Origin of the sequence: Dyella kyungheensis (assembly GCF_049913195.1) — a bacterium.
GTDB lineage: Bacteria > Pseudomonadota > Gammaproteobacteria > Xanthomonadales > Rhodanobacteraceae > Dyella > Dyella kyungheensis.
This window is the reverse complement of the sequence record NZ_CP183983.1, coordinates 3,537,344-3,562,486: the sequence shown is the minus strand read 5'-3', so window position 1 is coordinate 3,562,486 and position 25,143 is coordinate 3,537,344. Positions and strand designations below refer to the sequence as shown.

At 65.4% G+C, this 25,143-nt stretch carries 26 protein-coding genes; 12 read left to right on the top strand and 14 right to left on the bottom strand.

Annotated features, from left to right (window positions below):
* The first annotated feature begins 84 nt into the window (after positions 1-84).
* Positions 85-1,644: a protein adenylyltransferase SelO gene (locus tag ACN9MB_RS16120; RefSeq protein WP_426269585.1), complete on the top strand. Its 1,560-nt coding sequence runs from the start codon at positions 85-87 to the stop codon at positions 1,642-1,644.
* Between the two features lie 6 nt (positions 1,645-1,650).
* Here ACN9MB_RS16120 and trxC read toward each other — a convergent pair whose 3' ends face one another.
* A complete protein-coding gene (gene trxC, locus ACN9MB_RS16115; RefSeq protein WP_426269584.1) occupies positions 1,651-2,088 on the bottom strand; it encodes a thioredoxin TrxC in 438 nt (145 codons plus the stop codon).
* 185 nt (positions 2,089-2,273) lie between these two features.
* Between trxC and ACN9MB_RS16110 the strand changes: the two genes are divergently transcribed.
* Complete coding sequence (locus tag ACN9MB_RS16110) at positions 2,274-2,630, top strand: hypothetical protein (protein ID WP_239535203.1); 357 nt, start codon at positions 2,274-2,276, stop codon at positions 2,628-2,630.
* 10 nt (positions 2,631-2,640) lie between these two features.
* On the opposite strand, the gene ACN9MB_RS16105 is transcribed toward ACN9MB_RS16110, so the two are convergent.
* The 5 genes from ACN9MB_RS16105 to ACN9MB_RS16085 form a co-directional block, all read right to left on the bottom strand.
* Complete coding sequence (locus tag ACN9MB_RS16105) at positions 2,641-4,038, bottom strand: glycosyltransferase family 2 protein (protein WP_426269583.1); 1,398 nt, start codon at positions 4,036-4,038, stop codon at positions 2,641-2,643.
* Positions 4,039-4,357: 319 nt separating this feature from the next.
* The gene (locus tag ACN9MB_RS16100; RefSeq protein WP_426269582.1) at positions 4,358-5,146 is read right to left on the bottom strand and encodes an SH3 domain-containing protein; all 789 of its coding nucleotides are present in this window, start codon (positions 5,144-5,146) and stop codon (positions 4,358-4,360) included.
* Between the two features lie 121 nt (positions 5,147-5,267).
* Complete coding sequence (locus tag ACN9MB_RS16095; protein ID WP_426269581.1) at positions 5,268-6,356, bottom strand: aromatic ring-hydroxylating oxygenase subunit alpha; 1,089 nt, start codon at positions 6,354-6,356, stop codon at positions 5,268-5,270.
* Between the two features lie 54 nt (positions 6,357-6,410).
* On the bottom strand, positions 6,411-8,234 hold the full coding sequence (locus ACN9MB_RS16090; RefSeq protein WP_426271935.1) for a DEAD/DEAH box helicase: 1,824 nt from the start codon (positions 8,232-8,234) through the stop codon (positions 6,411-6,413).
* A gap of 159 nt (positions 8,235-8,393) precedes the next feature.
* Positions 8,394-9,317, bottom strand: coding sequence for an oxygenase MpaB family protein (locus ACN9MB_RS16085; protein WP_426269580.1), 924 nt, complete (start codon positions 9,315-9,317; stop codon positions 8,394-8,396).
* 244 nt (positions 9,318-9,561) lie between these two features.
* Here ACN9MB_RS16085 and ACN9MB_RS16080 point away from each other — a divergent pair, with 244 nt between their 5' ends.
* Complete coding sequence (locus tag ACN9MB_RS16080) at positions 9,562-10,659, top strand: 3-deoxy-7-phosphoheptulonate synthase (RefSeq protein ID WP_204634126.1); 1,098 nt, start codon at positions 9,562-9,564, stop codon at positions 10,657-10,659.
* Here the strand turns inward: ACN9MB_RS16080 and ACN9MB_RS16075 are convergent.
* Complete coding sequence (locus ACN9MB_RS16075; RefSeq protein WP_204634127.1) at positions 10,656-11,081, bottom strand: OsmC family protein; 426 nt, start codon at positions 11,079-11,081, stop codon at positions 10,656-10,658. The two genes, ACN9MB_RS16080 and ACN9MB_RS16075, sit on opposite strands and share 4 nt — an antisense overlap.
* A gap of 158 nt (positions 11,082-11,239) precedes the next feature.
* Here ACN9MB_RS16075 and ACN9MB_RS16070 point away from each other — a divergent pair, with 158 nt between their 5' ends.
* A complete protein-coding gene (locus ACN9MB_RS16070) occupies positions 11,240-11,515 on the top strand; it encodes a GNAT family N-acetyltransferase (protein WP_204634128.1) in 276 nt (91 codons plus the stop codon).
* 122 nt (positions 11,516-11,637) lie between these two features.
* Complete coding sequence (locus ACN9MB_RS16065; RefSeq protein ID WP_204634129.1) at positions 11,638-12,327, top strand: DUF1345 domain-containing protein; 690 nt, start codon at positions 11,638-11,640, stop codon at positions 12,325-12,327.
* A gap of 182 nt (positions 12,328-12,509) precedes the next feature.
* On the opposite strand, the gene ACN9MB_RS16060 is transcribed toward ACN9MB_RS16065, so the two are convergent.
* Positions 12,510-12,992, bottom strand: a complete 483-nt coding sequence (locus ACN9MB_RS16060; protein ID WP_204634130.1) for a YajQ family cyclic di-GMP-binding protein — start codon at positions 12,990-12,992, stop codon at positions 12,510-12,512.
* A gap of 106 nt (positions 12,993-13,098) precedes the next feature.
* On the opposite strand from ACN9MB_RS16060, the gene ACN9MB_RS16055 reads away from it, so the two are divergent.
* Positions 13,099-14,277 carry an NAD(P)/FAD-dependent oxidoreductase gene (locus tag ACN9MB_RS16055; RefSeq protein WP_426269579.1) on the top strand — a complete coding sequence of 393 codons (1,179 nt, stop codon included), beginning with the start codon at positions 13,099-13,101 and terminating at the stop codon, positions 14,275-14,277.
* A 63-nt stretch (positions 14,278-14,340) separates the two neighbouring features.
* Entirely contained in the window at positions 14,341-15,228 is an 888-nt protein-coding gene (locus ACN9MB_RS16050) for an NAD(P)-dependent oxidoreductase (protein WP_426269578.1), read from the top strand.
* Between the two features lie 109 nt (positions 15,229-15,337).
* Here ACN9MB_RS16050 and ACN9MB_RS16045 read toward each other — a convergent pair whose 3' ends face one another.
* Both ACN9MB_RS16045 and ACN9MB_RS16040 read right to left on the bottom strand, forming a co-directional pair.
* A complete protein-coding gene (locus ACN9MB_RS16045; protein ID WP_204634133.1) occupies positions 15,338-15,805 on the bottom strand; it encodes a YaiI/YqxD family protein in 468 nt (155 codons plus the stop codon).
* On the bottom strand, positions 15,802-16,680 hold the full coding sequence (locus tag ACN9MB_RS16040) for a PhzF family phenazine biosynthesis protein (protein ID WP_426269577.1): 879 nt from the start codon (positions 16,678-16,680) through the stop codon (positions 15,802-15,804). The genes ACN9MB_RS16045 and ACN9MB_RS16040 overlap by 4 nt, the downstream gene beginning before the upstream one ends.
* Before the next feature lie 163 nt (positions 16,681-16,843).
* On the opposite strand from ACN9MB_RS16040, the gene ACN9MB_RS16035 reads away from it, so the two are divergent.
* The 4 genes from ACN9MB_RS16035 (at position 16,844) to ACN9MB_RS16020 (ending at position 20,001) form a co-directional block, all read left to right on the top strand.
* Positions 16,844-17,446 (top strand): rhomboid family intramembrane serine protease, encoded by a 603-nt coding sequence (locus ACN9MB_RS16035; protein ID WP_204634135.1) that lies wholly within the window; start codon positions 16,844-16,846, stop codon positions 17,444-17,446.
* Between the two features lie 125 nt (positions 17,447-17,571).
* On the top strand, positions 17,572-18,336 hold the full coding sequence (locus ACN9MB_RS16030; RefSeq protein ID WP_426269576.1) for a histone H1-like repetitive region-containing protein: 765 nt from the start codon (positions 17,572-17,574) through the stop codon (positions 18,334-18,336).
* A 133-nt stretch (positions 18,337-18,469) separates the two neighbouring features.
* Positions 18,470-18,877 carry a hypothetical protein gene (locus tag ACN9MB_RS16025; RefSeq protein WP_426269575.1) on the top strand — a complete coding sequence of 136 codons (408 nt, stop codon included), beginning with the start codon at positions 18,470-18,472 and terminating at the stop codon, positions 18,875-18,877.
* Positions 18,878-18,960: 83 nt separating this feature from the next.
* A complete protein-coding gene (locus tag ACN9MB_RS16020) occupies positions 18,961-20,001 on the top strand; it encodes an aminopeptidase (protein ID WP_426269574.1) in 1,041 nt (346 codons plus the stop codon).
* Here ACN9MB_RS16020 and ACN9MB_RS16015 read toward each other — a convergent pair.
* Positions 19,998-20,810 (bottom strand): c-type cytochrome, encoded by an 813-nt coding sequence (locus ACN9MB_RS16015; protein ID WP_426269573.1) that lies wholly within the window; start codon positions 20,808-20,810, stop codon positions 19,998-20,000. The genes ACN9MB_RS16020 and ACN9MB_RS16015 overlap by 4 nt on opposite strands.
* 346 nt (positions 20,811-21,156) lie before the next feature.
* On the opposite strand from ACN9MB_RS16015, the gene pncB reads away from it, so the two are divergent.
* A complete protein-coding gene (pncB, locus tag ACN9MB_RS16010) occupies positions 21,157-22,353 on the top strand; it encodes a nicotinate phosphoribosyltransferase (RefSeq protein ID WP_426269572.1) in 1,197 nt (398 codons plus the stop codon).
* A 117-nt stretch (positions 22,354-22,470) separates the two neighbouring features.
* Here the strand turns inward: pncB and ACN9MB_RS16005 are convergent, their stop codons facing one another.
* The 3 genes from ACN9MB_RS16005 to ACN9MB_RS15995 form a co-directional block, all read right to left on the bottom strand.
* Complete coding sequence (locus tag ACN9MB_RS16005; RefSeq protein WP_204634139.1) at positions 22,471-23,271, bottom strand: MetQ/NlpA family ABC transporter substrate-binding protein; 801 nt, start codon at positions 23,269-23,271, stop codon at positions 22,471-22,473.
* Positions 23,272-23,359: 88 nt separating this feature from the next.
* Positions 23,360-24,040: a methionine ABC transporter permease gene (locus tag ACN9MB_RS16000; RefSeq protein ID WP_204634140.1), complete on the bottom strand. Its 681-nt coding sequence runs from the start codon at positions 24,038-24,040 to the stop codon at positions 23,360-23,362.
* On the bottom strand, positions 24,037-25,065 hold the full coding sequence (locus tag ACN9MB_RS15995; protein WP_204634141.1) for an ATP-binding cassette domain-containing protein: 1,029 nt from the start codon (positions 25,063-25,065) through the stop codon (positions 24,037-24,039). The genes ACN9MB_RS16000 and ACN9MB_RS15995 overlap by 4 nt, the downstream gene beginning before the upstream one ends.
* Between the last annotated feature and the right edge of the window lie 78 nt (positions 25,066-25,143).

The following is a 25,143-nucleotide window of genomic DNA, read 5'->3' as shown; positions in this document are numbered from 1 at the left end:
AATGTTCTGCGATTTCAGCGCGGGCAAACGACGTTTCCCTCGCGATGACAGCGCTGCCAATCCAGCTTTTTGCAGGACCCAAACATGCCGCAGTTGATCTTCGATAACGCCTTCGCGCGCGACTTGCCGGGAGATCCGGAGCAGGGACCGCGTCAGCGCCAGGTTCTGGGTGCCCTCTACTCTCACGTCCGGCCCACCCCGGTGGCCGCGCCGCGCGTCGTGGCGTGGTCCGCGGAAATGGCGCGGGCGCTGGGTTTGGATGAGGCGGACATGGAAAGCACCGAACTCGCCCAGGTGCTCGGTGGAAACGCCCTGCTCGAAGGCATGACGCCTTTCGCCGCCAATTACGGCGGTCACCAGTTCGGCGTCTGGGCCGATCAACTGGGCGATGGACGCGCCATTTCGCTGGGGGAGGCGATCACTGGCGACGGTCATCGCTGGGAACTCCAGCTCAAGGGGGCAGGACGTACGCCGTATTCGCGCGGTGCGGATGGACGCGCGGTCCTGCGTTCGTCGATCCGAGAATTTCTCTGCAGCGAGGCGATGCACCATCTCGGCGTGCCGACGGCGCGCGCACTCAGCCTGGTGGTGACAGGCGACGCGGTGGTGCGCGACATGTTCTACGACGGTCATCCGCAGGAGGAGCCGGGTGCCATCGTGTGTCGTGTGGCGCCGTCGTTCATCCGCTTCGGCAATTTCGAATTGCCGGCCGCGCGCGGCGACATCGCACTGTTGCGCCAACTGGTCGACTTCACCATCGCGCGCGATTTCCCTCAATTGCAGGGCGATGGCGAGTCTCTTTACGCCGCGTGGTTCGCACAGGTGTGCGAGCGTACGGCGCAGATGGTGGCGCAGTGGATGCGCGTGGGTTTCGTGCATGGCGTCATGAACACGGACAACATGTCCATCCTCGGCCTCACCATCGACTACGGCCCGTACGGCTGGGTCGACAACTTCGATCCGGAGTGGACACCCAATACCACCGACGCAGGTCGTCGCCGCTATCGTTTCGGCCAGCAACCGAACGTGGCCTGGTGGAACCTGAGCCGGCTCGCGATGGCGTTGGCACCGCTGTTCAGCGGCACCGAGCCGTTGCAGGCGGGCCTCGATCGCTATGCGGCGGTCTACGCCGAGGCGGACCGTGCCAGCATCGCCGCGAAACTGGGTTTTTCAGCGTGCGAGGACGGCGACGTGGAGCGCATGCGCGAACTCCATGCCCTGCTCGCCGATGCCGAAGTCGACATGACCTTGTTCTTCCGTGCGCTGGCGGAGGTGGATCCGGCGCAGCCTTCGTTGGCGCCGCTGCACGATGCGTTCTACGACGAAGCCAAGCGTCAGGCGTTCGAACCCGCTTTTCAGGCGTGGCTCGAAAGTTATGCGGCACGTGCGCGCAGCGATGCGTTTTCCAACGAGCAACGGCGCACGCGCATGCGTCTGGCGAACCCGCGCTATGTGCTGCGCAACTACCTTGCGCAGGAAGCGATCGATCGCGCGACGCAGGGCGATTACGCCGGCATCCACGAATTGCTCGAGGTCATGCGCCGCCCGTACGACGATCAACCGGGCCGCGAACGCTACGCGCAGAAACGGCCGGCCTGGGCGGCGCAAAAGGCCGGCTGTTCCATGCTCTCGTGCAGTTCGTGAGTTGCTTCAGCGCAGCGCGTTGGCGAGGAACTGGCGCAGCTGCATGCCGTTGAGCGCGCCCGCCTGGCGCGCGATCTCCTTGCCGTTGCGCAACACCAGCAGCGTGGGAATGCTGCGGATGCCGAAGCGCTGCGCCAACGCCGGTTGTGCTTCGGTATCGACCTTGGCCAGCCGCAGCTGCGGCTCCAGGCTGGCCGCCGCTTCGGCGAACACCGGCGCAAAACTCAGGCAGGGTCCGCACCAGGGTGCCCAGAAATCGATCACCACGGGCAGCTCGCCGCGCCCTGCCACGGCATCGAAGTTGGCGGCGGTCAGTGCCGCCGGTTTGCCCTCGAACAGCGGCTGCTTGCAGCGGCCGCACACGGGATGTTGACCGAGACGGTCTTCAGGCACGCGATTCAAGGCGGCACAGTGGGGGCAGGGGATGCTCAACGGAGTGGACATGGCAGGCCTCGGTGGCCAAAACTCGATGCAGCATCAGATGGTGTCCGTCGCGCCGCTAAACAAGGAGGCCGAACGTGCAGGGCCTGGATAGCAGGAACTCGACAGGCCGATGGCTCGCCCTGCTGGCAGGCGCGAGCTGGACCCTGCCCAACAGCCTGCTGGGTCTGCTTGCGGGCCTGGCGTGCATGCCGTGGGGTGCGCGGCCGCAATGGCGCCGCGGGGAATGGGCGCTGGCCTTCCGGCGGATGCCTCATCGGGGCAGCGGCGGAGCGCTCACCCTGGGCAACGTGATCCTGTATTCCTGCGACGAGCTCGATACGCCGTGCTTCACCTATGCGCATCGCGCGGGACATCGCAGCGAGCCGCGTATTTCATTGGCGGACCATGAGCGCGCGCATGTCTACCAGTACATGGTGCTGGGACCGTTGTTTCTGCCGCTGTACGCGTTGTGCGGCGGCATCAGCGTGCGAAACCGTTTCGAGCGCGCCGCGGATCGCTACGCGCAACACCGCGCCGGCTGGTGGCCTTGGCCGATGGCGTGAAAGACAGCCCTCATCGCCAATAGTCGCGCGGGCGCCATCCCAGCAGACCGGAAAGATAGCCCATCACGCTCGCCGGCTTGAGCACGAGTCCATAGAGCATGGCGTAGCCGAACAGGCCGAACGGATTGCGCCGTACGGTGAGTCCGACGGAGCGGAACATGCGCGCCTGCACCGCATAAACGACCAGGTTGGCCAACAGGCTCGCCGGCAGCACGAACGCCAGCATCGCACCCGCCAGCCAGTAGACGCCGGTGCATGCCAGCAGGACGGCGGGTATCAGGGCAATCGTGTAGGCCAGATCCATGTACGGGAACAGAAGATTCCAGCCGATGAAGAACGTACTCAGGCGGCGGCGGAAAAGCAGCGAACCCTGCGCCTTGAACGCCTCGATGAGGCCGCGCGCCCACTGCTGGCGTTGCTGTAGAAATGACGCGAGCGACGCGGGCACGCGCGCGAAGGCGATGGCGTCTTCGCAGTAGCCCACGCGATGGTGGTCCTGCAGGATGGCCCAGGTGAGCACGGTGTCTTCGCCCGCGCAGGAGGGCCAGCCGCCCACCACGCGCAGGATGTCGGTGCGGTACAGCGAAAACGTGCCCGGGGCCACCAGCGTGCCCTGAAACAGGCTCTGCAGGCGCTTGCTGGCGGCGATGCCCTGGAAGTAATCCCACTCCTGCATGCGCGTGACCAGGCTCTGCCGCGAGTTGCGTACGAGCACGGCGCCGGCGACCGCCACGGTATTCGGCGGATCGCTCATGTAGCGCGTCACCAGGCGCCGCAAGGCATGCGGTTGCAGGTGCGCATCCGCATCGAGGGTCACGGTGAGCGGGCAGGAAGCCAGCCGCAGTCCCGCGTTCAACGCATTGGCCTTGCCGCCTGCGCTTTGCAGGTCGAGCACTTCCAGCCAGGGATACGACACGCTGTGCAGCCGCTCGAGCGTGGCATCGGTGGAACCGTCGTTGATCACCATCACTTCGATGCGCGCGGGGTAGCGTTGCGCGGCGATGCTGGCGAGCGTGTCGAGGATGCTGTCCTGCTCGTTGTGCGCGGCGATCAGGATCGTGATGCTGGGAAAATCATCGTCAGCGAAGTGCGAGCGGAGCGGGCGGCGATCGAGCAGCAGGCCCACCGCGAGAAACACATGCATGAAGGCGGGCAGCACGGCGACGCCGATCACCAGCAGGTGCGCCGTCCACTGCCTGCCCGGCGTCAGTTCGCCCATCCAATGCTGCGCCATGGCATACGCGAACACGGCCCACGCCAGCGCGAGGACCAGAGCCAGCACGAACTTCAGGCAGACCGGCAGGTAGTGGCGCCGATGCACGCGGCTGTCGTTGGCCGCGGCCAACGGCAGGCGGACCGTTACGGGGAACGGTCGTCGCCTGGACCAGTCTCGTGCGTTGACGCTCATGCGAAGGCTCGCTGCTGCAACGGCATCGCGTTGGTCGACCACGGAGGATGCTGCCCACCGGTATCCCGGTGACAGGTACCTCCGCATGCCTGGCCGGCGCATGCCTGAATGACCCCGACGGCGTCCTGCCAGAACTCCGCTTCTCCTTGATTTGTAGGGCAAGAGTCGTGCCACGGGACGTGCTCGGCGATAGCCGCGCAACATCGGCAAAAAGCGGGTCTTCAGCGCTTATCGGCGGAAAACGCGGCCGAGCGCAAACCGACGCACGCGGACACAAACCGACGCACTGGGGCGCCGGTTCATGCTTCGCTGGCAGGCATCAGGCGGCCTTGTTGTCGCCCTTCTTCTCCGGGGCGGGCCGCGCCTGCGGATGAGGGGCCGGATGATTGCCGCCGCCCTGGTTCGGCGGTGGGCGATGGCCCTGCGGCGGCCCGCCGCCCGGCGGTCGGCCCGAGCCCGGCGGATGCGTGCCCGGATTGGACGGTGGCCGGTTGTTCGATGGCGGACGGTGTCCCTGCGACGGCGGCGGCCGGTTGCCCTGGGTCGGCGGCGGACGATTGCCCGGGGGCGGGCGATTGCCGTGCGGCGGCGGACGGTGGCCCGGCGGAGGCGGACGATGGCCACCCCCAGGCGGCGGCCGATGACCCGGCGGCGGCGGGCGCGAACCCGGATGCCAGCCCGGCGGACGCGGCGGCGGGCGCGGCGTGTAGGGACGGCCATACCAGTAATCGCGGTTCCGATAGAACGGGCGATTGGTGTAGTACGAACCCCAATACGCGCCGATCGAGAAGGCAACGATCGGAATGCCGATGCGCGGCCCGTAATCGGCCACGTAAACGTGTTGGCTTTGGTAGGAATACTGCACGAACGTGGCCGCCACCCAGCCGCGCAGGCCTTGAGTGATCACATCGCACCAGCCATAGCCCTGGGTGCAGCCTTGAATCGCCACCGGCGTGCCAGCCGGCAGCTGGGCGATGGTGGGATAGCCGGCGTCGGGGCCGGCATAGAGATCGACGTACGCGGTCACCACGCCGTTCAAGCCCTGCGCGAATGCGGCAGGACTGGCACATCCCAAGACCAACAACGCGGTCCAGACAAACCGCTTCATGTGCGCCTCTCCCGAATATAGGGCCCGATGAGACTGCGCCATCCGCGAAGGATGCGTCAATCCTGCGTCAGCTTGGCCGGTCGCGAGTTCATGCGTTCAGCCGCCGAGCGGACTCGCGCGGTCATCCCTCGGCAAGCGATTCGCGATACGCGCGGCGCACCATCTCGTGGAAGTGATGCACGGCATTTTCCCGCAACGGATTCAGACGCCCCGCTTCGTACGAACCGGAGGCAAGCCCGCGCTGCACGTCCGCGCAGATGGTCACGTCCTCGTCCTGCACCTCGTCGCTGAACTCGACGTCGCGTGCGCGGCGCGCATGCGCCTCGGCGCTGTCGTCGGCGGGGTAGTAGAAATCGAACTCCACCCGGCAGCGATCCACGCCCAGCGGCAGCACGCGATTGGTCTGCAGGCGCGAGGGCAGGATGTTGAGCATGGTGTTGGGATGGATGAAGTAGTACAGCGCCTCGCCGCTGCCGTACAGGTCGCCGGCGCTTTCCAGCGGGCTGTACTGGAACGAATACCAGGGTGCCGTCTCGGTGATGTAGCTGCGGTAGTCGAGCAGCTTGTTGAGGCCGGGATGGATGTGCGGCACGTGGTAACCCTCCAGGTAGTTGTCCACGTACACCTTCCAGTTGCACGCCACCTCGTAGCTGGCGCGGTGATGGAATTGGTAGTGCTCCAGCGAGCGCTCCAGTCCCAACCGTTCGTCGATGCCGGCTACCACCTCGGCAAACGGCGGCGCATCGCCGATGGCGACGAACACCAGCCCCTGCCACAGCTGCACGCGCACTTCGGGCAGGCGGATGTCCGACGGATTGAAATCCCTCGTGCGGCCCATCTCCGGGGCGCCGCGCAGCACGCCGTCGAGGCCGTAGGTCCAGCCGTGATAGCGGCAACGCAAGGCCTTCGCGCCACGGCCATCGCAACTGGCGATCGGGCCCGCACGATGACGGCAGACGTTGTGGAACGCACGAATGACGGCGTCTTCGCCGCGCACCACGATCAAGGGCAGCCCCGCGATCTCAGTGACCATGTGGTCGCCGACATCGGCCACCTGCGATTGATGGCCAACCAGCTGCCAGCTGCGGGCGAAGATGGCGCGCGCATCCAGTGTCGGCATGCGCGGATCGGTGTAGAAGCGGGCGGGCAGCGTCAGCGCGACATCGAGCGGTTGCGCAGCGAGAACGGCATCGTCGAACAGATCACGCATGGGAAGAACGGCCGGCAGCTGTTTGCCCGAGTATCGGCCCCGGCGGCCCTGCGCTCAAGCATTCGCCAGCTGCTGTTGCACGTCGTTGATGGAGTTGCGGATGCGCTGGCTGAAGATCGAATCCTCGTGGTGGATCAGCACCAGCCGCTCCGTCGCACGCGTCATCGCGACGTAGAGCAGGCGTGCTTCTTCGGCCTCGTTCTTGCCCGGTTTGGGCAGCGAGCCCAGGCCGGGGATGATCACCAACGGGAATTCCAGTCCCTTGCTGGAATGCATGGTGACCAGCTTGACCGTGTCGTCCACCACGAACAGCGAACTCTTGCCGTTGCCTTCGGCGAGCTGGCTGGCAATGCCGGCCCGCTGCAGCGCCTCATGCAATTTTTCGCCCTCCCAGCCGTTGCGGAAGATCACGGCCATGTCCGACAGGCTCCGGCCCGCGGCCAGTTCGTCGCGCAGGCGCTGGATGATCGCCGGCAGCTGTTCCTCCTGGCGCTCCACGCGGATCAGCTCGGGCAGCGCGCCGCGGCGGCCGGCGCTTTCGGGTGCAATCAGCGGCACGCCGTCGTCGTCGTCGCTGCGTCCCAGCAGCAGCTCGTTGGCGAAGCCGCGTGCCACCGAGAGGATTTCCAGCGTGTTGCGGTAGTTGAGCTTGAGGATCGTAGTGCGGCCCTGCGCCTGCACGCCCAGGCTCTTCCAGCTGAGCTTCTTGCGGGTGGCCTGTCCGTAGATGTTCTGCGCGTCGTCGTACAGCACCAGCAACGAGTTGGTGTTGGGATCGATCATCTGCACGATCAGCTTGTACCACTCGGGCTCGAAGTCGTGGCCTTCGTCGATCAGCACGGCGCCGTACTGGAAGCGCGGGATCTGTCCGTTGTCCACGCCGGTAATCACCGCGGGCGGCAATTCCTCGGCGAAATGCGGGCCGTCTTCGGGCAGCGGAACGTGGTAGGCCGTGAGCATGCTGCGGCACCACTTGTGGAAGTTGTACACCTGCACCTTGTCGCTGAGGCCGCGCTCGCCCATCAGCTGTTCGAGCCGCACCGCCAGCGTCTTGTTGTAGCAAAGCACCAGGATCGGCTTGGACAGCGCGCGTGCCAGCTCCATCGCGCGGAAGCCCAGGATCATCGTCTTGCCCGAGCCCGCCACGCCGTGAATGATGCGATGCTCGTCGCCCAGCGAACGGGCCAGCAGTTCCTGCTGGGCGTCCATCACCTTGATCAGGTCCGGGATGGCCAGCTTGGTTGAAGCGCTGCCGGCCGAGCCGAACAGGCCGAACTGGCCGTCGCCCGGTTCCACGCGGATTTCCGGGAACAGGTGCCAGCGCACTCGGTCGATCTGCGGCAGCGTGAGGGCGGTGGGAAACACCTGCGGGAACATGGCCCACAGGCGTTCCTGGAACGCTTCCGATTCCACCGTTTCGTACATCTCGTCCTGGCAGATCACCAGATGGGCAGGAATCACCGCCTCCAGCTGCCCTGCCTCGAACTGCTTGCGGCTGATGTTGGCCAGTACCACGCCGTAGCCCCACGGCATCAGCAGCTTGCCTTCGTAGCTGTGGCCGGGCGGGTGACGCAGGGCGGGGTCCTGCGCCAGCACCTTGTAGATCTCGCTGGCGCCGTCGCGTGCCTGCATCAGCGGGTTGTGTTCCTTCACGCTGTTGCTGCCGGTGATCAGCGTGAACTGGGTGCGGTCGGCCTGCTGGATGGTGCCGGGCTTCCAGTCCTTCACCTCCAGCACCAGCAGGCCGCGGCGCGGATGGAACACGATGAAGTCGGGACGCCGCTGGCGGAGGCCGATGGCCACGTCGTACCAAAGCAGATAGTCGTCCTCGAGCTTCTGCTCCAGGCGCTCGGAGAAGCGTTTTTCGCCGCTGGTCATCTGCGGCAGGCAACTGTTGCGGGATGGGATGAGCGTCGCCAATGGAGAGCCTGCCTCGTGCCATTCCTTGTACGCGCGGTGCGTTCAGGTCCGGCGACGTTAACGGATCGGCAGGGCGTGTCAATCTCGCGGGCCCCGCAAGGCCCGCTCAGGGCTGCATCAACGCCAGCGTTGCAGCGTATCGGCAGGCACGCCGACGCGTGCGCAGGCATGGCTGCCGATGCCGTCCTGCAAGGCCATGCGGAACACCGGCGCCACCGACCACAGGGCCCGCGCCGCCAGTCGCGACTGCGCGCGCTGCAGCGGCGTGCGTTCCAGCAAGGTATCCGCCCAGACCGGCAGCAGCGCAGCGCCTGCCTGCAGGAACACATCGCGCGACAGGCCCGCCACCGGCACCGGCAGGCGCACGCGATACAACACGTCCAGCACGGCACGCGAACGCTCGCTGAAACACAGTTGCGCGCGCACGCGCCGGAAGTAGGCGGTGACCTGGGCTTCCGATGCCGGCACGTCGCGCGCGCCGAGCGCTTCGGCAAGGCGGCGCACTTCGTCGTAGTAGCGGTCGCCGGCGCCGGCCGGCATGGCGATATGGCTGTAGCGGCGATAGCCCTGCAGGAAACTATAGGCTTCGGTCACATGGACCCAGGTCAGCAGGTCGGGATCGTCGGCGGAGTATGGACGTCCATCTTCGGCGCTGCCTTTCACCTGCGCATGGATGTGCTTCACGCGTTCGATCAAGGCATGTGCCTGCTCCGCCGGCGCGTACGTGGTGCCGCTGACGAACGACGTCGTGCGGCGCAGGCGACCGACTAGGTCGTCGCGAAAGTTCGAGTGATCCCACACGCCAGCCAGCGCAAGCGGGTGCAGGGTCTGCAACATCAATGCCGCCAGGCCGCCGGCGAGCATGGCCGGAAAGTCGGCATGCACGCGCCAGGTGGCGCTGTCCGGGCCGAACAGACCGGGGTCGCCGGGCGGATGATCGTAGTCCACGTGGCCGCCGCCACCGCGCGGAAACGCGCTGAGCACCCAGCGTCGAATGGGCTCGCGGGCAGGGCGGGTGAGCAGATTCCATGGCAATGACATGGGGCTGAGTGTAATGCTTGGTTTCACATGCATCCTTTGCACGCGCGAAAAGCCTGTGCTATTCCTAGCGCCCATGACCTTCCCCACCGCCCGCCAGTATTTTTGGTTTTACGGCTATCCGATGCCGCTGGCGGAGGGTTGGTCTCGACTGTCGTAACGACAAGACACCAAATCCCAAAAGGCCGCCAGCCCACCACTGGCGGCCTTTTTCATGGTCGCGAGTGAATCCCCCCAGGAGACCACCGTGAACCCTTCCACCGACGATTTACGCATCCGCGCCATCACCCCGCTCAGCGCGCCTGCCGAGGTGATGCGCGACTGCGCCGCCAGCGTGCACGCCGTGCATACCGTGAGTGCCGCGAGGCAGGCGCTGCATCGCATCCTGGCCGGCGAGGACGACCGCCTGGCCGTGGTGATCGGCCCGTGTTCGATCCACGACACCCGGGCCGCGCTGGAATACGCCGGGCGCCTCGCGGCACAGCGCAAGCAACATGCGGGCGAGCTGGAAATCGTGATGCGCGTGTACTTCGAAAAGCCGCGCACCACGGTGGGCTGGAAAGGGCTGATCAACGACCCGGGTCTCGACGGCAGTTTCCGCATCGACCAGGGCCTGCGGCTGGCGCGCGGACTGCTGCGCGACATCAACGAACTGGGCGTGCCGGCCGGTTGCGAATTCCTCGACATGATCACGCCGCAATACATCGCCGACCTGGTGGCGTGGGGCGCGATCGGTGCGCGCACCACCGAGAGCCAGGTGCATCGCGAACTGGCCTCCGGGCTGTCGTGCCCGGTGGGTTTCAAGAACGGCACCGACGGCAACGTGAAGATCGCGGTGGATGCGGTGAGTGCCGCCTCGCAGCCGCACCATTTCATGGCCGTGACCAAGGAAGGCCACACCGCCATCGCCGCCACCACAGGCAACGAGGACTGTCACCTGATCCTGCGCGGCGGCAAGACGCCGAACTACGACGCGGCCAGCGTGGAAGCGGCCTGCATCGCCATCGCCAAGGGCGGGCAGACGCCGCGCGTGATGATCGACGCCAGCCATGCCAACAGCGACAAGCAGCCGGAAAACCAGCCGCGGGTGGTCGACGACATCGCAGCCCAGCTTTCGTCCGGCGAGCAGCGCATCGTCGGCGTGATGGTGGAAAGCCATCTGGTCGGCGGACGTCAGGATCTGCTGGAAGGCCAGCCGCTGCGTTACGGGCAGAGCATCACCGACGGCTGCATCGACTGGGAGGCCTCCACCCAGGTGCTCGAACGCCTCGCCCAGGCCGTACGCGCCCGCCGCGTTGCCCGGGCAGCGGCACAGCGGACGGTGCGCGCGGGGTGTCTTGGTTAACTTTCGAGTTTGGCGTCGAGGTTGATGGTTGCCTTCAGCACCTTCGATACCGGGCAGCCTTCCTTGGTCGCCTTGGCGATCTTGTCGAAGCTGGCGGCGTCGATACCGTCCACTTTCGCGCGGCAGGTGAGATCGACCGTGGTGATGGAGAAGCCGTCGCCATCCTTGTCCAGCGTCACCACCGCCTTGGTCTCGATGCGCGTGGCGGCGTGGCCCGCTTGTTCGAGGCCCAGCGCCAGCGCCATCGTGTAGCAACCGGCATGGGCTGCACCGAGCAGTTCCTCGGGATTGGTGCCCGGGCCTTCCGCAAAGCGCGACTGGAAGCCGTAGCGCGCTTCGTGCAGCACGCCCGAAGCGGTGGATATCGTGCCGGAACCTTCCTTGAGCCCGCCGGACCAGGCGGCGGATGCGTTTCTTTTCATGTTCGGCTCCCGGGAGTATGCAAAATGTCCGGGAAGCTTGCCGAAAGATTCATCCACGAAATGCGAACGCCGAAGGCGATGCTCTTCACGCCTGGTTCGCTGTCACCTGCTTTAACCTGCGCTTCCGGAGCATCCCCAGCTTCGCGAGGGCGCGTTTCATGTCTGCCGAGATCAATCACAACTCCAGGGCGCATCGTTTCGAGACCAAGGTCGACGGCGTGCCTTGCGTGCTCGACTACACGCTCGACGGCGATGTCATGACGATCACCCACACGATCGTTCCGTCGGCGGTGGGCGGTCGCGGCATCGCTTCCAATCTCGTGCGTACCGCATTGGATACGGCGCGCGTGGAACACTGGAAGGTCGATCCCGCGTGTTCGTATTCGGAGATCTGGATGACCCGCCATCCGGAGTACCAGGACCTGCACGTCTGAGCGGCGCAACCCGCGGCTACGAGAATGCGCTGAACTGGCTTTAAGATGCGCCATGCCCGCTTCCGGGTCATGGAGAAAGCGCTCGTGAAGACCAGTAGCCCGAACGTCGCAAGGACCTGCGCATGAGCGCCGCCAACGGCCGCAACCATTCGCATCGGCGCAAGTTCGTTCCGTTCCGGACCTTTCGCGCCCGTCCGCGCCTGATGGTCTCGGGCGCCGTCGCGTTGATCGTGGGCCTCGCGCTCTGGCACCAGTTCGACCTGAAGCCGGCCAAGGCGCTGTTGCTCGGCTTTGACCTGGGCGTGGCGGTATATCTGATCGCGCTGACCATCCTGTTCTGCCGCTCCACATCGCCCGAGGTGATGCGTGGGCAGGCGCGCAAGCAGGACACCGGGCGCTGGGGCGTGCTGTGGACTTCGCTGGTCCTGACCGGCTTCGTCTCGCTGGCGCTCACCACCGAGATGGGCGGCGCGAAGGGCGGCGACGGGAAGGCGCTGATCATCGCCGCGACCAGCATCGTGCTGTCGTGGCTGTTCTTCAACGTGATGTTCGGCATGCACTATGCGCATGGCTTCTACGGGGACTTCGGCGCGAAACATGAGGGCCTGGATTTTCCCGGCACGGAAGAGCCCGACTACTGGGACTTCATGTATTTCTCGATCGTCATCGGCATGACCTTCCAGGTTTCCGATGTGCAGATCAGCAGCCGCTACCTGCGCCGCGTGGCCTTGCTGCACAGCGTGATCGCGTTCTTCTTCAACGTATTCATCATTGCGATCAGCGTGAATATCGCGGCGGGGCTGGCGGGGTAGGGCGTCTCGCGGCCGTCACCTTTCCTACCCGTCATTCCGGCGCAGGCCGGAATCCAGTGGCGAGGCGACTGATTTTCGCGATGGCCTCGCATGCTTTTGGTGTCGGTCTTTGGCGAAGACCGGAAACCGAGGCTGCTGGATTCCGGCCTGCGCCGGAATGACGAGCCAGGGTGCGAGCCCTGTCAATCGCGGAAATTGTCGAACTGCAGCGGCAGCTCGACGTCGGCCTTGCGCAGCACGGCCATCGCTTCCTGCAGATCGTCGCGCTTCTTGCCGGTGACGCGCAGCTTGTCACCGTTGATCTGCGCCTCGACCTTCAGCTTGGCCGCTTTCAGCGTTGCCACCAGCTTCTTGGCGATCGGCTGCTCGATGCCCTGCTTGACGGTGACTTTCTGGCGCGAACCGCCAAGATTGGTCTCGGCGCTGCCCACGTCCAACGCGCGGATGTCGATCTTGCGTGAGGTGAGGCGGCCACGCAGGATGTCCAGCATCTGTTCCAGCTGGAATTCGCTGGGGGCCGACTGGGTGATCACGAACTCGTCCAGCTCGAACTTCGCGTCGGTGCCCTTGAAATCGAAACGGCTCGACAGCTCGCGGTTGGCCTGGTCCACGGCATTGGTCAATTCGTGCTTGTCGACTTCGGAAACGACGTCAAAGGAAGGCATGGTGGCGGTCCGCTGCAGGGAAAACCCGAGTTTAAGCCATCTGGCGCATCCTGAAGGATAATGCGCGGTCAATTGAACGGGAGCAGGGCATGGCGGCGGTGCGCGCGTGAAAGTAGACGTACTGATCATCGGCGCCGGCGCCGCCGGGCTGATGTGCGCCATCGTGGCCGGCCAGCGGGGACGCAGTGTGCTGGTGGTCGACCATGCAAACAAGGTCGGCAAGAAGATCCTGATGTCGGGCGGCGGCCGCTGCAATTTCACCAACACGGGCGTGACACCGGCGGCTTACCTGTCCGCCAATCCGCACTTCGCCAAGTCGGCACTGGCCCGTTACACGCCCTGGGATTTCATCGCGATGGTGGAGAAGCACCGCATCGCGTACCACGAGAAGGAGCTGGGCCAGCTTTTTTGCGACGAGTCCTCCAAGCTGATCGTGCGCATGCTGCTGGACGAGTGCGCGCAGGCCGGCGTGCGCATCGAAACCAGCTGCGGCGTGAAGCGCGTGCGCAAGACCGACGAGGGTTTCAATGTCGTCACCGCGCATGGCGAGGTGCACGCGCAATCGCTGGTCGTCGCCACGGGCGGCCTGTCGATTCCCAGCATGGGCGCCAGCGGCTTCGGCTATGAACTGGCTCGGCAGTTCGGCCATGCGGTGCTGCCCACGCGGGCCGGACTGGTGCCGCTGACCTTGAGCGGCAAGCATCAGGAGCGCTACCAGGATCTTTCCGGCGTGGCTCTGCCGCTGACCGAAACCCGCGTGGGCAAGCATTCGTTTCGCGCCGGCATGCTGTTTACCCATCGCGGCCTCAGCGGACCGTCGATCCTGCAGATTTCCTCGTACTGGCAGGCGGGCGACGACCTGCGCATCGATCTGCATCCCGAACGCGATCTCGCGGCGTGGCTACAGGAGCAGCGCGTGGCGCGTCCCGCGGCGGAACTGAAGAACGTGCTCGGCGACGTGTTGCCGCGCCGCCTCGCACAGCGCTTGTGCGAGCTGTGGTTCGAGAGCCGGCCGATGCGCCAGTATCGCGAAGCGGAACTCAAGAGCATCGGCGAACAACTGCATGACTGGCCCATCGTGGCCAGTGGCACGGAAGGTTATCGAACGGCCGAAGTCACTTTGGGCGGCGTCGATACCGACGGCATCTCATCGTCCACCATGCAATCGAAACTCGTGAACGGCCTGTATTTCATTGGCGAAGTGGTCGACGTGACCGGCTGGCTGGGCGGCTACAACTTCCAGTGGGCGTGGGCATCGGGGCATGCCGCAGGCGAGGTGGCGTAATTTCGCACCGGGTGAACGCTGTGCGTGATCCACTGAAAAAGTTGTCTTCTCCGGAGTTATCGCATGAAAGTAGGTTTTATCGGCCTGGGAGCCATGGGCAGCGCCATGGCCAGCAACCTGATCAAGGCCGGACACGAGGTCACCGTGTGGAATCGCTCGCCCGGTCCCGCCGAGCCGTTCGTATCGCTGGGTGCCAAGGTGGTGAAGACGGCTGATCGCGCGGCGCAGGGCGACGTGCTCTTCAGCATGCTGGCCAACGACCAGGCCGTACGCCAGGTGTTCTTCGACGACGGTCTGTTCGATGGCATGGACAAAGGCACGGTGCACGTCAATCACGCCACCATTTCGGTGGCGCTGGCGCGCGAGCTGGCCGAGCAACATGCGCGGCGCGGCCTCGATTACCTGGCAGCGCCCGTGTTCGGTCGTCCCGACGTGGCGGCAGCGGGCAAGCTCAACATGCTCGCGGCGGGCAAGCCGGCGCTGATCGATCGCCTGCGCCCGCTGCTCGAGGCCATGGCCAGCCGTATCTGGCCACTGGGCGAGGAGCCCGAACGGGCGAACGTGGTGAAGATTGCGGGCAACTTCATGCTTGGTGCCGCCATCGAAAGCATGGCCGAGGCCTCGGCGCTGGCTCGCGCCCACGGCGTGAGCGCGGCCGATTTTCTCGAGGTGATGACCAACACCTTGTTCGCTGCGCCTGCCTATCAGGGCTACGCCAAGCTGATCGGCGAATCGCGCTACACGCCGGCCGGATTTGCCTTGCCGCTGGGCTACAAGGACATCGGCCTCGCGCTCGCGGCAGCGGATGCCACACGCGTGCCGTTGCCGCTGGCGGGGCTGTTGCGTGACAGCCTGCTCGAGGCCTTGGCGGGCGGCAAGGAAGACGTTGACTGGTCGATCATGGCGGAAGTGGCCGCGCGTCGGGCGCATCTGGACGAGCGCGAGCTCTGACCATACCCGTCCATCAAATCTCTGGGAGCGCACCCTGTGCGCGACGGCCGATCAAAGAGGAGATCCTCAGCTCTGCGGTCGCGCAAAGGGTGCGCTCCTACAGTGATGTTTACCGTGTGCTGCGGAACTTCACCAACCACCGATCCAGCTGATTGGCGAAGGCCTGCTTGTCGCGCGCATGGAAAGCCGCCGGGCCGCCGGTATCGACGCCGGAACCGCGCAATTCGTCCATGAAATTGCGCATGGAGAGGCGTTGCGCGATGGTATCGGGCGTGTAGAGCTCGCCGCGGGGGTGCACGGCAAGCGCGCCTTTTTCGATCACCAGGGCCGCAAGCGGAATATCCTGCGTCACCACCAGGTCGCCCGCGCTCACGCGCTCCACGATCTCGGCATCGGCTACGTCGAAGCCTCCCGGCACCTGGATGGCGCGCACGAAACGCGACGGCGGCGTGCGCAGCCACTGGTTGGCGACCAGCGTGACGTGCACCTGCTCGCGGTCCGCCGCGCGAAACAGCACTTCCTTGATGGCCGCAGGACAGGCGTCGGCATCGACCCAGATCTGCGGCCGCGCGCTCACTGGCCGCTCCAGTGCAGTGTGCCGTCGATGATGGTGTTGGTATGTCCGCCGATCCACACGCTGTCGCCGTCGATGCGCACGGTGAGGCTGGCATCGTGGCCGATCTCGCGGCCCTGGCTCACCACGTAGCCACCCGCGAGTGGACCGTTGGGCTCGGCGTGGGCGATATACGCCGCGATCAGGCCATTGGCGGCACCGGACGCAGGATCTTCCACCAGGCCCACGCCGGCGGGCAGTGCGCGCACGACGAGTTGATAGCCCGGCTGCGAACTGCGCGCGAACACGCACAGGCCCACGCTGTCGGTCGCCTTGGCCAGCGCGCCGATGGCGGCGTGGTCGGGCTTCCACTGGCGCAGCGAGGCTTCATCGGCGCATTCGGCCAGCCACCAATGGCGGCCGCCCGAGACGTAGGCCGGCGGCAGCGTGCCGAGATCGATGCCGGCAAGTGCCGCATCGAGCAGCGGATGCGCGTCGCGGCCGGTTTTCTCGACGGTGGAGCGGGGCGATTTCAGCAGCAACTGTTGGGCGCCATCGGTGCCTTCGACGCGGATGGGCAGTACGCCCGCGCCGCATTCCTGCCACAGCACCCCGTCCACGGGCTCGGCTCGCCCGCACAGCAGCACGGCGTGCGCACTGCCGATGCTGGGATGACCGGCGAAGGGAATTTCCTTGTGCGGCGTGAAGATGCGCACGCGGTAGCTCGCGCCCGGTTGGCTGGGCGGCAGCAGGAAGGTGGTTTCGACGAGGTTGGTCCAGCGGGCGAAGGCTTGCATGCGGGCATCGCTCCAACCGGTGGCGTCGGTGACGACGCCCAGGTGGTTGCCGCCGCCGGGCGTGGCGGCAAAGACGTCCAGATGCAGGTAACGAATCGACATGGGGAGTGCCTGGGGCGTGGGGAAACGCTTGGAGCCGGGCATGATAGTGCGGAATTTCGCCCTGTGCGCGGGCTTTTCGGGCTTGCTCAGTCGACAAGTGCCCGCCGCGACGCCAAGATGCGGATTCTTTGTCTTCAGTCTTCAGCCCCGTCCGGAAGTCCGCATGATCACGCTGATCATCATCGCCATCACCTGTGTCGTCTCCTTCATGGCGTTCAACAACGCCCGCCTGATGAACGATCTGATCCTGTGGCCGCCCGCCATCACCCGCAGCCGCGAATATCACCGGCTGGTGACCTACGGCGTGGTGCACGCCGATTTCGGCCACCTGCTGTTCAACATGATCACGCTGTTCTTCTTCGGCCGCAGCATGGAAGGGTTTTTCACCGCCTCGCTGGGCATGCTGGGCTTTGCGCTGTTCTACATCCTGGCGCTGGTGGTCTCGATCCTGCCGACCTACCTGAGCAACAAGAACAACCCGAACTACCGCAGCCTGGGTGCGTCGGGCGCGGTGTCGGCGGTGCTGTTTTCGTTCGTGCTGCTGGCGCCGTGGTCGCGCATCATCGTGTTCGTGGTGCCGGTGCCGGCGATCGTCTATGCCGTGCTTTACGTGGCCTATTCGATCTACATGGATCGCCGCGGGCAGGGCAACGTCAACCACAGCGCGCACTTGTGGGGCGCGGCGTTCGGCGTGGCGTTCACCGTGGTGGTTCGACCGGAAGTGATCTCCCACTTCCTCGCCGCGCTCTCGCAACCGAGGTTCTGAGCGCAGCGCGATGTTGAAAAAGTGCGGTTTTGCTCACCCCTGATACATGTTGTTGGTGTTACTTGTCGGTTTAGCCTGGCGTGATGGGGCGTCGGGCTTTCTCGACAACAGAGGAGTGAAGACGCATGGCAACGAAGCGCAAGCCGGCCGCGAAGAAATCCTCGGCCAAGAAAGCAGCCACCCGTAAATCCACTGCCAAGAAAACCACCGCACGCAAACGTGCCACCGCCAAACGCGCCGTTCGCAAGACCGCTGCCCGCAAGGTAGCCACGCGCAAGTCGGCCACCCGTAAGACCGCCGCGAAGAAGGCGACTCGCAAGACGGCGGCCAAGAAGGCCACTCGCAAGACGGCCCGCAAGACCGCCACCCGCAAGTCGCCGGCACGCAAGACGGCCGCGAAGAAGGCGACCCGCAAGACCGCGGTCCGCAAGACGGCACGCAAGACCGCCGCCAAGAAAGCCGCTCCGCGCAAATCGGCGGCGAAGAAGACGGCCCGCAAGCGTGCCACTGCCAAGAAGGCCACCAAGAAAGCGGCCACACGAAAGGCGGCCACCAAGCGCGTCACAGCTGGCAAGGCCGCCGCGGCAACCCGCAAGACCGCCACCAAGAAAGCACCCGCCGCACGACGCAGCCGTACCGCGACCGCCACTACCCGGCCGCGCCGTGCCGCACGCAAGCGGTTGACGCCGCAGGAAGCGGCGGAACACATCCAGGCCCTGCTCGAAGCCAAGCAGGAAAGGGTGCGCCAGGGACCCACCTGGCCAGGTGCCGACGAGCACCCCAGTGGCAACAACGGCAATCTCGGCGCGGGCGCCAGCAACGCTGGCGTTTCCAGCGAAGCGGTGTACGGACACATCCGCCAGCCGCCCGAGCGTAGCGGCAATAACTGAACCGGCAGAGCAAAGTCGGTTCCCGGCATGGCTGGCAGGTAAATACCTGCCAGCCATGCCGATAACGTTCAGTGCGCACTTACCAGCACAGGTTCACAGTGGGGCTGTCTTCCTCCCCATGAAGGCCTTACGTATGAAACGCGTGCTTGCCGGTCTTGCCTTGGCGGTCGCCACCGCGGCGCTATCCGGCTGTTACTACGATCCGGGCTACAGCTATGTGCGCCCGGTTGTCACTGGCGGCGGCGACGCCTACTACGGCACGGGCGTCACCTATAGCGGCGGTTATTACCCCGGTTACTACTATCCGAGCTACGGCTACTACGGCTGCTGCTACGGACCGGCGGTAAGCATCGGCATCGGCGGCTACTACGGTGGCTACCGCGGTTACTACGGCGGTCGCGGCTACTACCGAGGTGGCGGCTATTACCACGGCGGCGGCAACTACTATCGCGGCGGTCGCGGCAACTGGAGCGGCGGCCATGGCGGCGGTCACGGCGGCGGTGGCCACGGCGGTTGGAACAACGGCGGTCGCGGTCACTGAAATCGCGGCACAATCGCGGCATGACGTTGCTATGCCGCGCGCCGACCCTGCATAGATTCCTCAGGCCCATCGTCATCTTGACGATGGGCCTGCTGCTTGGTGCCTGCAGCACCGTCGACTACTACGCACACGTGGCCAAGGGCCAGGGCGAGCTGGTGATGAGCCGCCGCGACGTGAGCGAGGTGCTGCGCGATCCGTCGACCGATGCCGCGACCCGGCAGCGCCTCGAGCTGGCGCAGCAAGCCCGCCATTTCGCCTCCGAGCACCTGGATCTGCCGGACAACCGCAGCTACACCAGTTACGTGAAGCTCGACCGCTCCTACGTGGTGTGGAACGTGTTCGCCGCGCCGCGCTTTTCCATCTCGCCGATCCAGCACTGCTTCCCGTTTGCCGGTTGCGTGGCGTATCGCGGTTACTTTTCCCGCGACAAGGCGAAGGCCGAGGCAGCGCAGCTGGAGGCCGCGGGCAACGACACCTACGTGGGCGGCGTGCCGGCGTATTCCACGCTGGGATGGTTTTCCGATTCCATCCTCAGCAGCATGATGCGCTGGGACGACGACGAACTGGCCGGCACCATCTTCCACGAGCTCGCGCACCAGCTGATCTACGTGAAGGACGACAGTTCGTTCAACGAATCCTTCGCCAGCTTCGTGCAGGAAGAAGGCCTGCGCCAATGGCGCCAGTCGCGCGGGCTGCCGCTGCAGGACGATCGCGACAAGACCATGGACGACGGCTTCACCTGGCTGGTGATGGATCTGCGCGACCGCCTGAAGAAACTCTACGCCAGCGGCGTGGACGACACGGCCATGGCGGCCGGCAAGCAGCAGGCCATCGACGACTTCCGCCTGCGCTACGTGCAATGGCGCGACCTGGACTGGCCGAACGACCATCGCTACGACGCCTGGGTCAACGGTCCGATCAACAATGCGCGGCTGCTGCCCTTCGGCATCTACGATCGCTGGACGCCGGTATTCCTGGCGCTGTTCCGCCATGCGGAAGGGCAGTGGCCGGCGTTCTACGGCAGCGTGCGCGAGTTTGCGCGGCAGCCGTATGCGCAGCGCCAGCGTTCGCTGCAGCAGTGGCTGGATGCCACCGGGCAGCCCGAGGTCGCACCCTCGCTTTAAGGCTGTTTGCGACCCGCCATGTGCCGCAGATAGGCCAGCAGGTCGTCCAGGTCCCGGTCGGACAGCGCCTTGCGATCGAAGCCCGGCATGCGCGCCTGCGGCCAGTGGCGCAAGGACTGAGGGTCGCGGATATAGGCGCGCAGCAGGTCCTCGCGCAGGTACTCGGTGGGGCTGTGCGGGATGTTGAGGTCCGGGCCCAGCTTGGCGTCGCCCTGGCCGTTGAGGGTGTGGCAGGCGAAGCAGGTGCGCTGGAACACCGCGAAGCCGCGCAGCACGGGGCTGTCGGCCTTCAGGGCGGGATCGGGGCGGATGGCGGGGAAGCGTTCCGCCACGGGCGGCTGGCGCCGGATCGAGGACAGCTGGAACGGCCATTGCTCCGGCCCGATCTTCATCGCCGCCGGATTCGTCCACACCACGTAGAAGGGACCGGCATCGCCCTTGATCTCGGCCAGCATCGGCCAGGGATGGGCCGGGTCCTCGACCGCCAACAAGGCTTCCGAGCCCTGGGCGCGGACGATCAAGGCGGCGGGAATTTGCGCGGCAAAGCCGTCGGAGGCCACGAACTGCAAGGTGTCGTCGGGCGAAACGCCCTCGAGCAGCGTCTTCAAGGGCACGGCGCGATAGCGCATGGCGCGTTTGAAGGAGACATCGTCGGGAATCGCGATCTCGCGGATGTCGCCGCGGGCCAGCAGTTGTGCGGTGCTATAGGTCTTCGATCCGTGGCCCAGGTCCACCGTGAGATCGGCGGCATGCAGGGGCAGGGCGATGGCCAGGGCCAGCAGGCACAGGCGGCGTAGCAGGCTGAGCATGGCGCGATCATCCCGTCCGGAAAGCCGTCGATTGTAAGCGTCTCTTGGTCGACGAGTCGGCCAGCTTGCCGAAAGCTGAACAAAACCGCCGAGGCGCTTGAACTAGCTCCGGGCCGGCCACACTAAGGAGACGTATCGCCGTGACGGCGACAAGAAGTGGTACAGCACCATCGTGCCACTGAGGGGTCGGTCCTTTTTCCCCTCTTTGTTATGGACCGGCCTGACAAACCCCGCTAGCCCCTCCCCTGGCTACCGGGGTTTTTTATTGCCTGTTGTTTGGCGCCGACTCGCCGCGAGTGCGGCTGGGCGAGGATAATCGACGCATCCCCCGCCGCTTGAGCGACTGATGATCGTCACCTCCCTGCTCGACACCGATCTGTACAAGTTCTCCATGATGCAGGTTGTGCTGCATCACTATCCGGCGGCGCAGGTCGAATACAAATTCAAGTGTCGCAACCCGGGCATCGACCTGGTTCCCTATATCGCCGAGATCCGCCGCGAGCTGGAAGGGCTGTGCGCGCTGCGCTTCACGCCGGAGGAACTGGATTACCTGCGCACCTGGCGGTTCATCAAGAGCGACTTCATCGATTTCCTCGGGCTGTTCCAGCTCAACGCGAAGTACGTGGAGATCACGCCGGCGCAGGAGGGGCCAGGCGACATCGACATCCACATCCGCGGTCCCTGGCTGCACACCATCCTGTTCGAAGTGCCGTTGCTGGCGATCGTCAACGAAGTGTATTTCCGCAATACCCAGCCCGGCCTTTCGCTGGACGAAGGCCGCCGTCGCCTGCGCGAGAAGATCGCCTTGCTGCGCGACACGGAAGGTTTCCAGGATTGCCGCATCGCCGACTACGGCACGCGCCGCCGTTTCTCGCGTGCATGGCACGCCGAAGTGGCCACCACCCTGCGTGATGGCCTGGGGCGCCAGCTCGCCGGCACCAGCAACGTGTGGCTGGCGTGGAAGCTCGGCCTGACGCCGCTGGGCACGCTGGCGCACGAGTATCTGCAGGCGCACCAGGCGCTGGGTCCACGCTTGCGCGATTCGCAGGTGGCCGCGCTGGAGACGTGGGCGCGGGAATACCGCGGCGATCTCGGCATCGCGCTGTCCGACGTCTACGGACTGAGCGCCTTCCTGCGCGACTTCGACATGTATTTCTGCAAGCTGTTCGATGGCACGCGCCATGACTCGGGCGATCCGTTTGCCTGGGGCGAGCGGGTGCTTGCGCACTACCGCGCCAATCGCGTCGACCCGCGCACCAAGGTGCTGGTATTCAGCGATGGCCTGGACGTGCCGAAGGTGATGCAGTTGTACGAGCACTTCCACGGCCGCTGCCAGCTGGCCTTCGGCGTGGGCACCAATCTCACCAACGATGTCGGGCCCGAGCCGCTGCAGATCGTCATCAAGATGATCCGATGCAACGGTCAGCCGGTGGCCAAGCTCAGCGACACGCCGGGCAAGAACATGTGCGAGGACGCCGCTTATGTGGCGTATCTGCGGCAGGTGTTCGAGATTCCGGCCGAGCCGGAAGCCGTGACCTCCTGAGTCATCCAAAAACACTGTGGGAGCGCACCCTGTGCGCGACGGTCGCTGCGTCGAGGTGTCGACGTGGCGCACGTGTCGCGCACAGGGTGCGCTCCCACAGGCAATGACAGCTGTCGATCAGAACGCCGGCAGCACCGCGCCCTGGTACTTCTGCTCGATGAACGCCTTGATCTCAGGACTGGTCAGCGCCTTGGCCAGCGCCTGGACGCGCGGGTCGTCCTTGTTGTCCGGACGCGCGACCAGGTAGTTCACGTACGGCGAATCCTTGTCCTCGATCAACAGCGCATCCTTGGTCGGGTTAAGGCCGGCGGCCAGCGCATAGTTGGTGTTGATCAGCGACAGGTCCACCTCGTCCAGCGTGCGCGGCAACATGGCGGCTTCCAGTTCGCGCAGCTTGAGGTGCTTCGGGTTGGCCGTGATGTCCTTCTGCGTGGACAGTTCGTTGCTCGGATCCTTCAGCGTGATCAAGCCGTGCTTGGCGAGCAGCAGCAGCGCGCGGCTGTTGTTGCTGGGATCGTTGGGCAGGGTCACCGAGGCGCCGTCCGGCAGCTGGTCGATCGACTTGAGCTTGCGCGAGTAGGCGCCAAACGGCTCGATGTGCACGCCGGTCACGATGGCGAGATTGGTGCCGCGCTCGCGGTTGAACGCGTCGAGATAGGGCCCGGTCTGGAAGTAATTGGCATCGATCGACTTCTCCAGCACCTGCACGTTGGGCTGCACGTAGTCGGCGAATACCTTGATCTCCAGATCGATGCCTTGCTTGGCCAGGATCGGCTTGACCTGCTTGAGGATCTCGGCGTGCGGTACCGCCGTGGCGGCCACCACCAGCTTCTGGCTGTTGGCATCGCCGCTGCCATTGGACGACGAACAGCCCGCCAGCAGGAGCAGGGCGGCAAGCATGGCAATGAGCTTATTCATTTTCGTCATATGGGCGGAAACGCTTGGTGCGGCGCAACAGAATAGCCGTCCATACCGCCGAATGCAAAAACGCCGGGACGCGGCCGTCTCAATGCCGCGTATAGCGCGCCACGATACGGTCGCCGGCCATCTGCAGCAGCTGCACCAGCACGATCAGCAGCACCACCGTGACCACCATGTAGTCCGATTTGTAGCTGAGATAGCCGTAGCGATAAGCCAGGTCGCCCAGGCCGCCCGCGCCGATGGCGCCGCCCATGGCGGTATAGCCCACCAGTGCAATAGCTGTCACGGTGATGCCGGCGATCAGGCCGCCGCGGGCCTCCGGCAGCAACACATGGCGCACGATCTGCCAGGTGCTGGCGCCCATCGCCTGGCTGGCTTCGATCACGCCGCGCTGCACTTCGCGCAAGGCGGTTTCCACCAGCCGCGCGAAGAACGGCGCCGCACCGATCACCAGTGGTGGAATCGCGCCGCGAATGCCCAGCTTGGTGCCCACCAGCACATAGGTGAGCGGCATCAACACGATCATCAGGATGATGAAGGGAATCGAGCGCAGGATATTCACCAGCAGCGACAGCACCGCATACAGCTTGGGCATGGCGCGCAGTTGGCCCTTGCCGGTGAGATACAGCAGCACGCCCAGCGGCAGGCCGACCACGATGGTGAGCAACAGCGAGCCGCCCAGCATCAGCAAGGTATCGATGCAGGCATGACCGATCTCGCTCCAGTCGTCGATATTCGGAAAAAGATTCTGCAGCGGGGCGCTCATGCGCGGCTCTCCGGCAAGGGGGTGATTTCTTCGATTTCGATGCCGGCTTCGCGCAACGTGGCCAAGGCGTCGTCCACGCGTTCGCCCTGCATGGCGAGCGTGAGCTGGCCATAGGGCAGGTCCTTGATGCGGTCGATGCGTCCGGCCAGGATGTTGAAATCGACGCCGGTCTCGCGTGCCACGCGTCCCAGTGCAGGTGTCCAGGTGGCCTCGCCGCGGAACGACAGGCGCAGAATGCGGCCCGCGACGTGCGCAAACGGTGCCTGCTCGCCCGCGGCTTCTTCCGGCAGCGCCTCGTTGACGAAGCGGCGCGTGGTGGCGTGTTGCGGATGCAGGAAGACATCGGCGACGGCGCCCGTTTCCACGATGCGTCCGGCGTCGAGCACCGCCACGCGGTCGCAGACGCGGCGCACCACGTCCATTTCGTGGGTGATCAGCACGATGGTGAGCTTCAGTTCGCGATTGATCTCGGCGAGCAGTTCGAGCACGGAAGCCGTGGTCTGCGGATCGAGCGCGCTGGTGGCCTCGTCGCACAACAGGATGGACGGCCGATTGGCCAGCGCACGTGCAATGCCCACGCGCTGCTTTTGGCCACCGGAAAGCTGCGAGGGATATTTGTCCGCATGGGCGGTCAGGCCGACGCGCGCGAGCAGCTCATCCACGCGCTGGCGGATCGAGGCGTTGTCGTGCTCGCCGGCCAGTCGCAGTGGAAACGCCACGTTCTCCGCCACGGTCTGCGAAGAGAGCAGGTTGAAGTGCTGGAAGATCATGCCGATGCGCTGACGCTCGAGCCGAAGCTGCGCTTCCGTCAGCGCCGTCATCTCGGTATCGCCGATCAGCACGTGTCCGCCGCTGGGCCGTTCGAGCAGGTTGATCAGACGTATAAGCGTCGATTTGCCCGCACCCGAATGGCCGATGATGCCGAACACTTCGCCATCGGCGATGTCGAGGTTGAAAGCTTGCAGGGCGGGAACGTCCCGCCCGTCGACGCGGTAGGACTTATGAACATCCTGGAATCTGATCACGAGATACCTTCGGAAAACCGGGGAAGCGCGAGCCCTGGGGCCGCTGCCGGGCGAGCCGGACGGTGGCAAGCATAAGGC

Coding starts and splice junctions, on each gene's coding strand:
- trxC (WP_426269584.1), bottom strand. CDS start 2,088: ATGTCCACTCCGTTGAGCATCCCCTGCCCCCACTGTGCCGCCTTGAAT.
- ACN9MB_RS16120 (WP_426269585.1), top strand. CDS start 85: ATGCCGCAGTTGATCTTCGATAACGCCTTCGCGCGCGACTTGCCGGGA.
- ACN9MB_RS16040 (WP_426269577.1), bottom strand. CDS start 16,680: ATGTCGATTCGTTACCTGCATCTGGACGTCTTTGCCGCCACGCCCGGC.
- ACN9MB_RS16060 (WP_204634130.1), bottom strand. CDS start 12,992: ATGCCTTCCTTTGACGTCGTTTCCGAAGTCGACAAGCACGAATTGACC.
- ACN9MB_RS16105 (WP_426269583.1), bottom strand. CDS start 4,038: ATGAGCGTCAACGCACGAGACTGGTCCAGGCGACGACCGTTCCCCGTA.
- ACN9MB_RS16095 (WP_426269581.1), bottom strand. CDS start 6,356: ATGCGTGATCTGTTCGACGATGCCGTTCTCGCTGCGCAACCGCTCGAT.
- ACN9MB_RS16050 (WP_426269578.1), top strand. CDS start 14,341: ATGAAAGTAGGTTTTATCGGCCTGGGAGCCATGGGCAGCGCCATGGCC.
- ACN9MB_RS16035 (WP_204634135.1), top strand. CDS start 16,844: ATGATCACGCTGATCATCATCGCCATCACCTGTGTCGTCTCCTTCATG.
- ACN9MB_RS16085 (WP_426269580.1), bottom strand. CDS start 9,317: ATGTCATTGCCATGGAATCTGCTCACCCGCCCTGCCCGCGAGCCCATT.
- ACN9MB_RS16030 (WP_426269576.1), top strand. CDS start 17,572: ATGGCAACGAAGCGCAAGCCGGCCGCGAAGAAATCCTCGGCCAAGAAA.
- ACN9MB_RS16070 (WP_204634128.1), top strand. CDS start 11,240: ATGTCTGCCGAGATCAATCACAACTCCAGGGCGCATCGTTTCGAGACC.
- ACN9MB_RS16075 (WP_204634127.1), bottom strand. CDS start 11,081: ATGAAAAGAAACGCATCCGCCGCCTGGTCCGGCGGGCTCAAGGAAGGT.
- ACN9MB_RS16005 (WP_204634139.1), bottom strand. CDS start 23,271: ATGAATAAGCTCATTGCCATGCTTGCCGCCCTGCTCCTGCTGGCGGGC.
- ACN9MB_RS16020 (WP_426269574.1), top strand. CDS start 18,961: ATGGGCCTGCTGCTTGGTGCCTGCAGCACCGTCGACTACTACGCACAC.
- ACN9MB_RS16110 (WP_239535203.1), top strand. CDS start 2,274: ATGCCGTGGGGTGCGCGGCCGCAATGGCGCCGCGGGGAATGGGCGCTG.
- ACN9MB_RS16000 (WP_204634140.1), bottom strand. CDS start 24,040: ATGAGCGCCCCGCTGCAGAATCTTTTTCCGAATATCGACGACTGGAGC.
- ACN9MB_RS16065 (WP_204634129.1), top strand. CDS start 11,638: ATGAGCGCCGCCAACGGCCGCAACCATTCGCATCGGCGCAAGTTCGTT.
- ACN9MB_RS16100 (WP_426269582.1), bottom strand. CDS start 5,146: ATGAAGCGGTTTGTCTGGACCGCGTTGTTGGTCTTGGGATGTGCCAGT.
- pncB (WP_426269572.1), top strand. CDS start 21,157: ATGATCGTCACCTCCCTGCTCGACACCGATCTGTACAAGTTCTCCATG.
- ACN9MB_RS16015 (WP_426269573.1), bottom strand. CDS start 20,810: ATGCTCAGCCTGCTACGCCGCCTGTGCCTGCTGGCCCTGGCCATCGCC.
- ACN9MB_RS16025 (WP_426269575.1), top strand. CDS start 18,470: ATGAAACGCGTGCTTGCCGGTCTTGCCTTGGCGGTCGCCACCGCGGCG.
- ACN9MB_RS16090 (WP_426271935.1), bottom strand. CDS start 8,234: ATGACCAGCGGCGAAAAACGCTTCTCCGAGCGCCTGGAGCAGAAGCTC.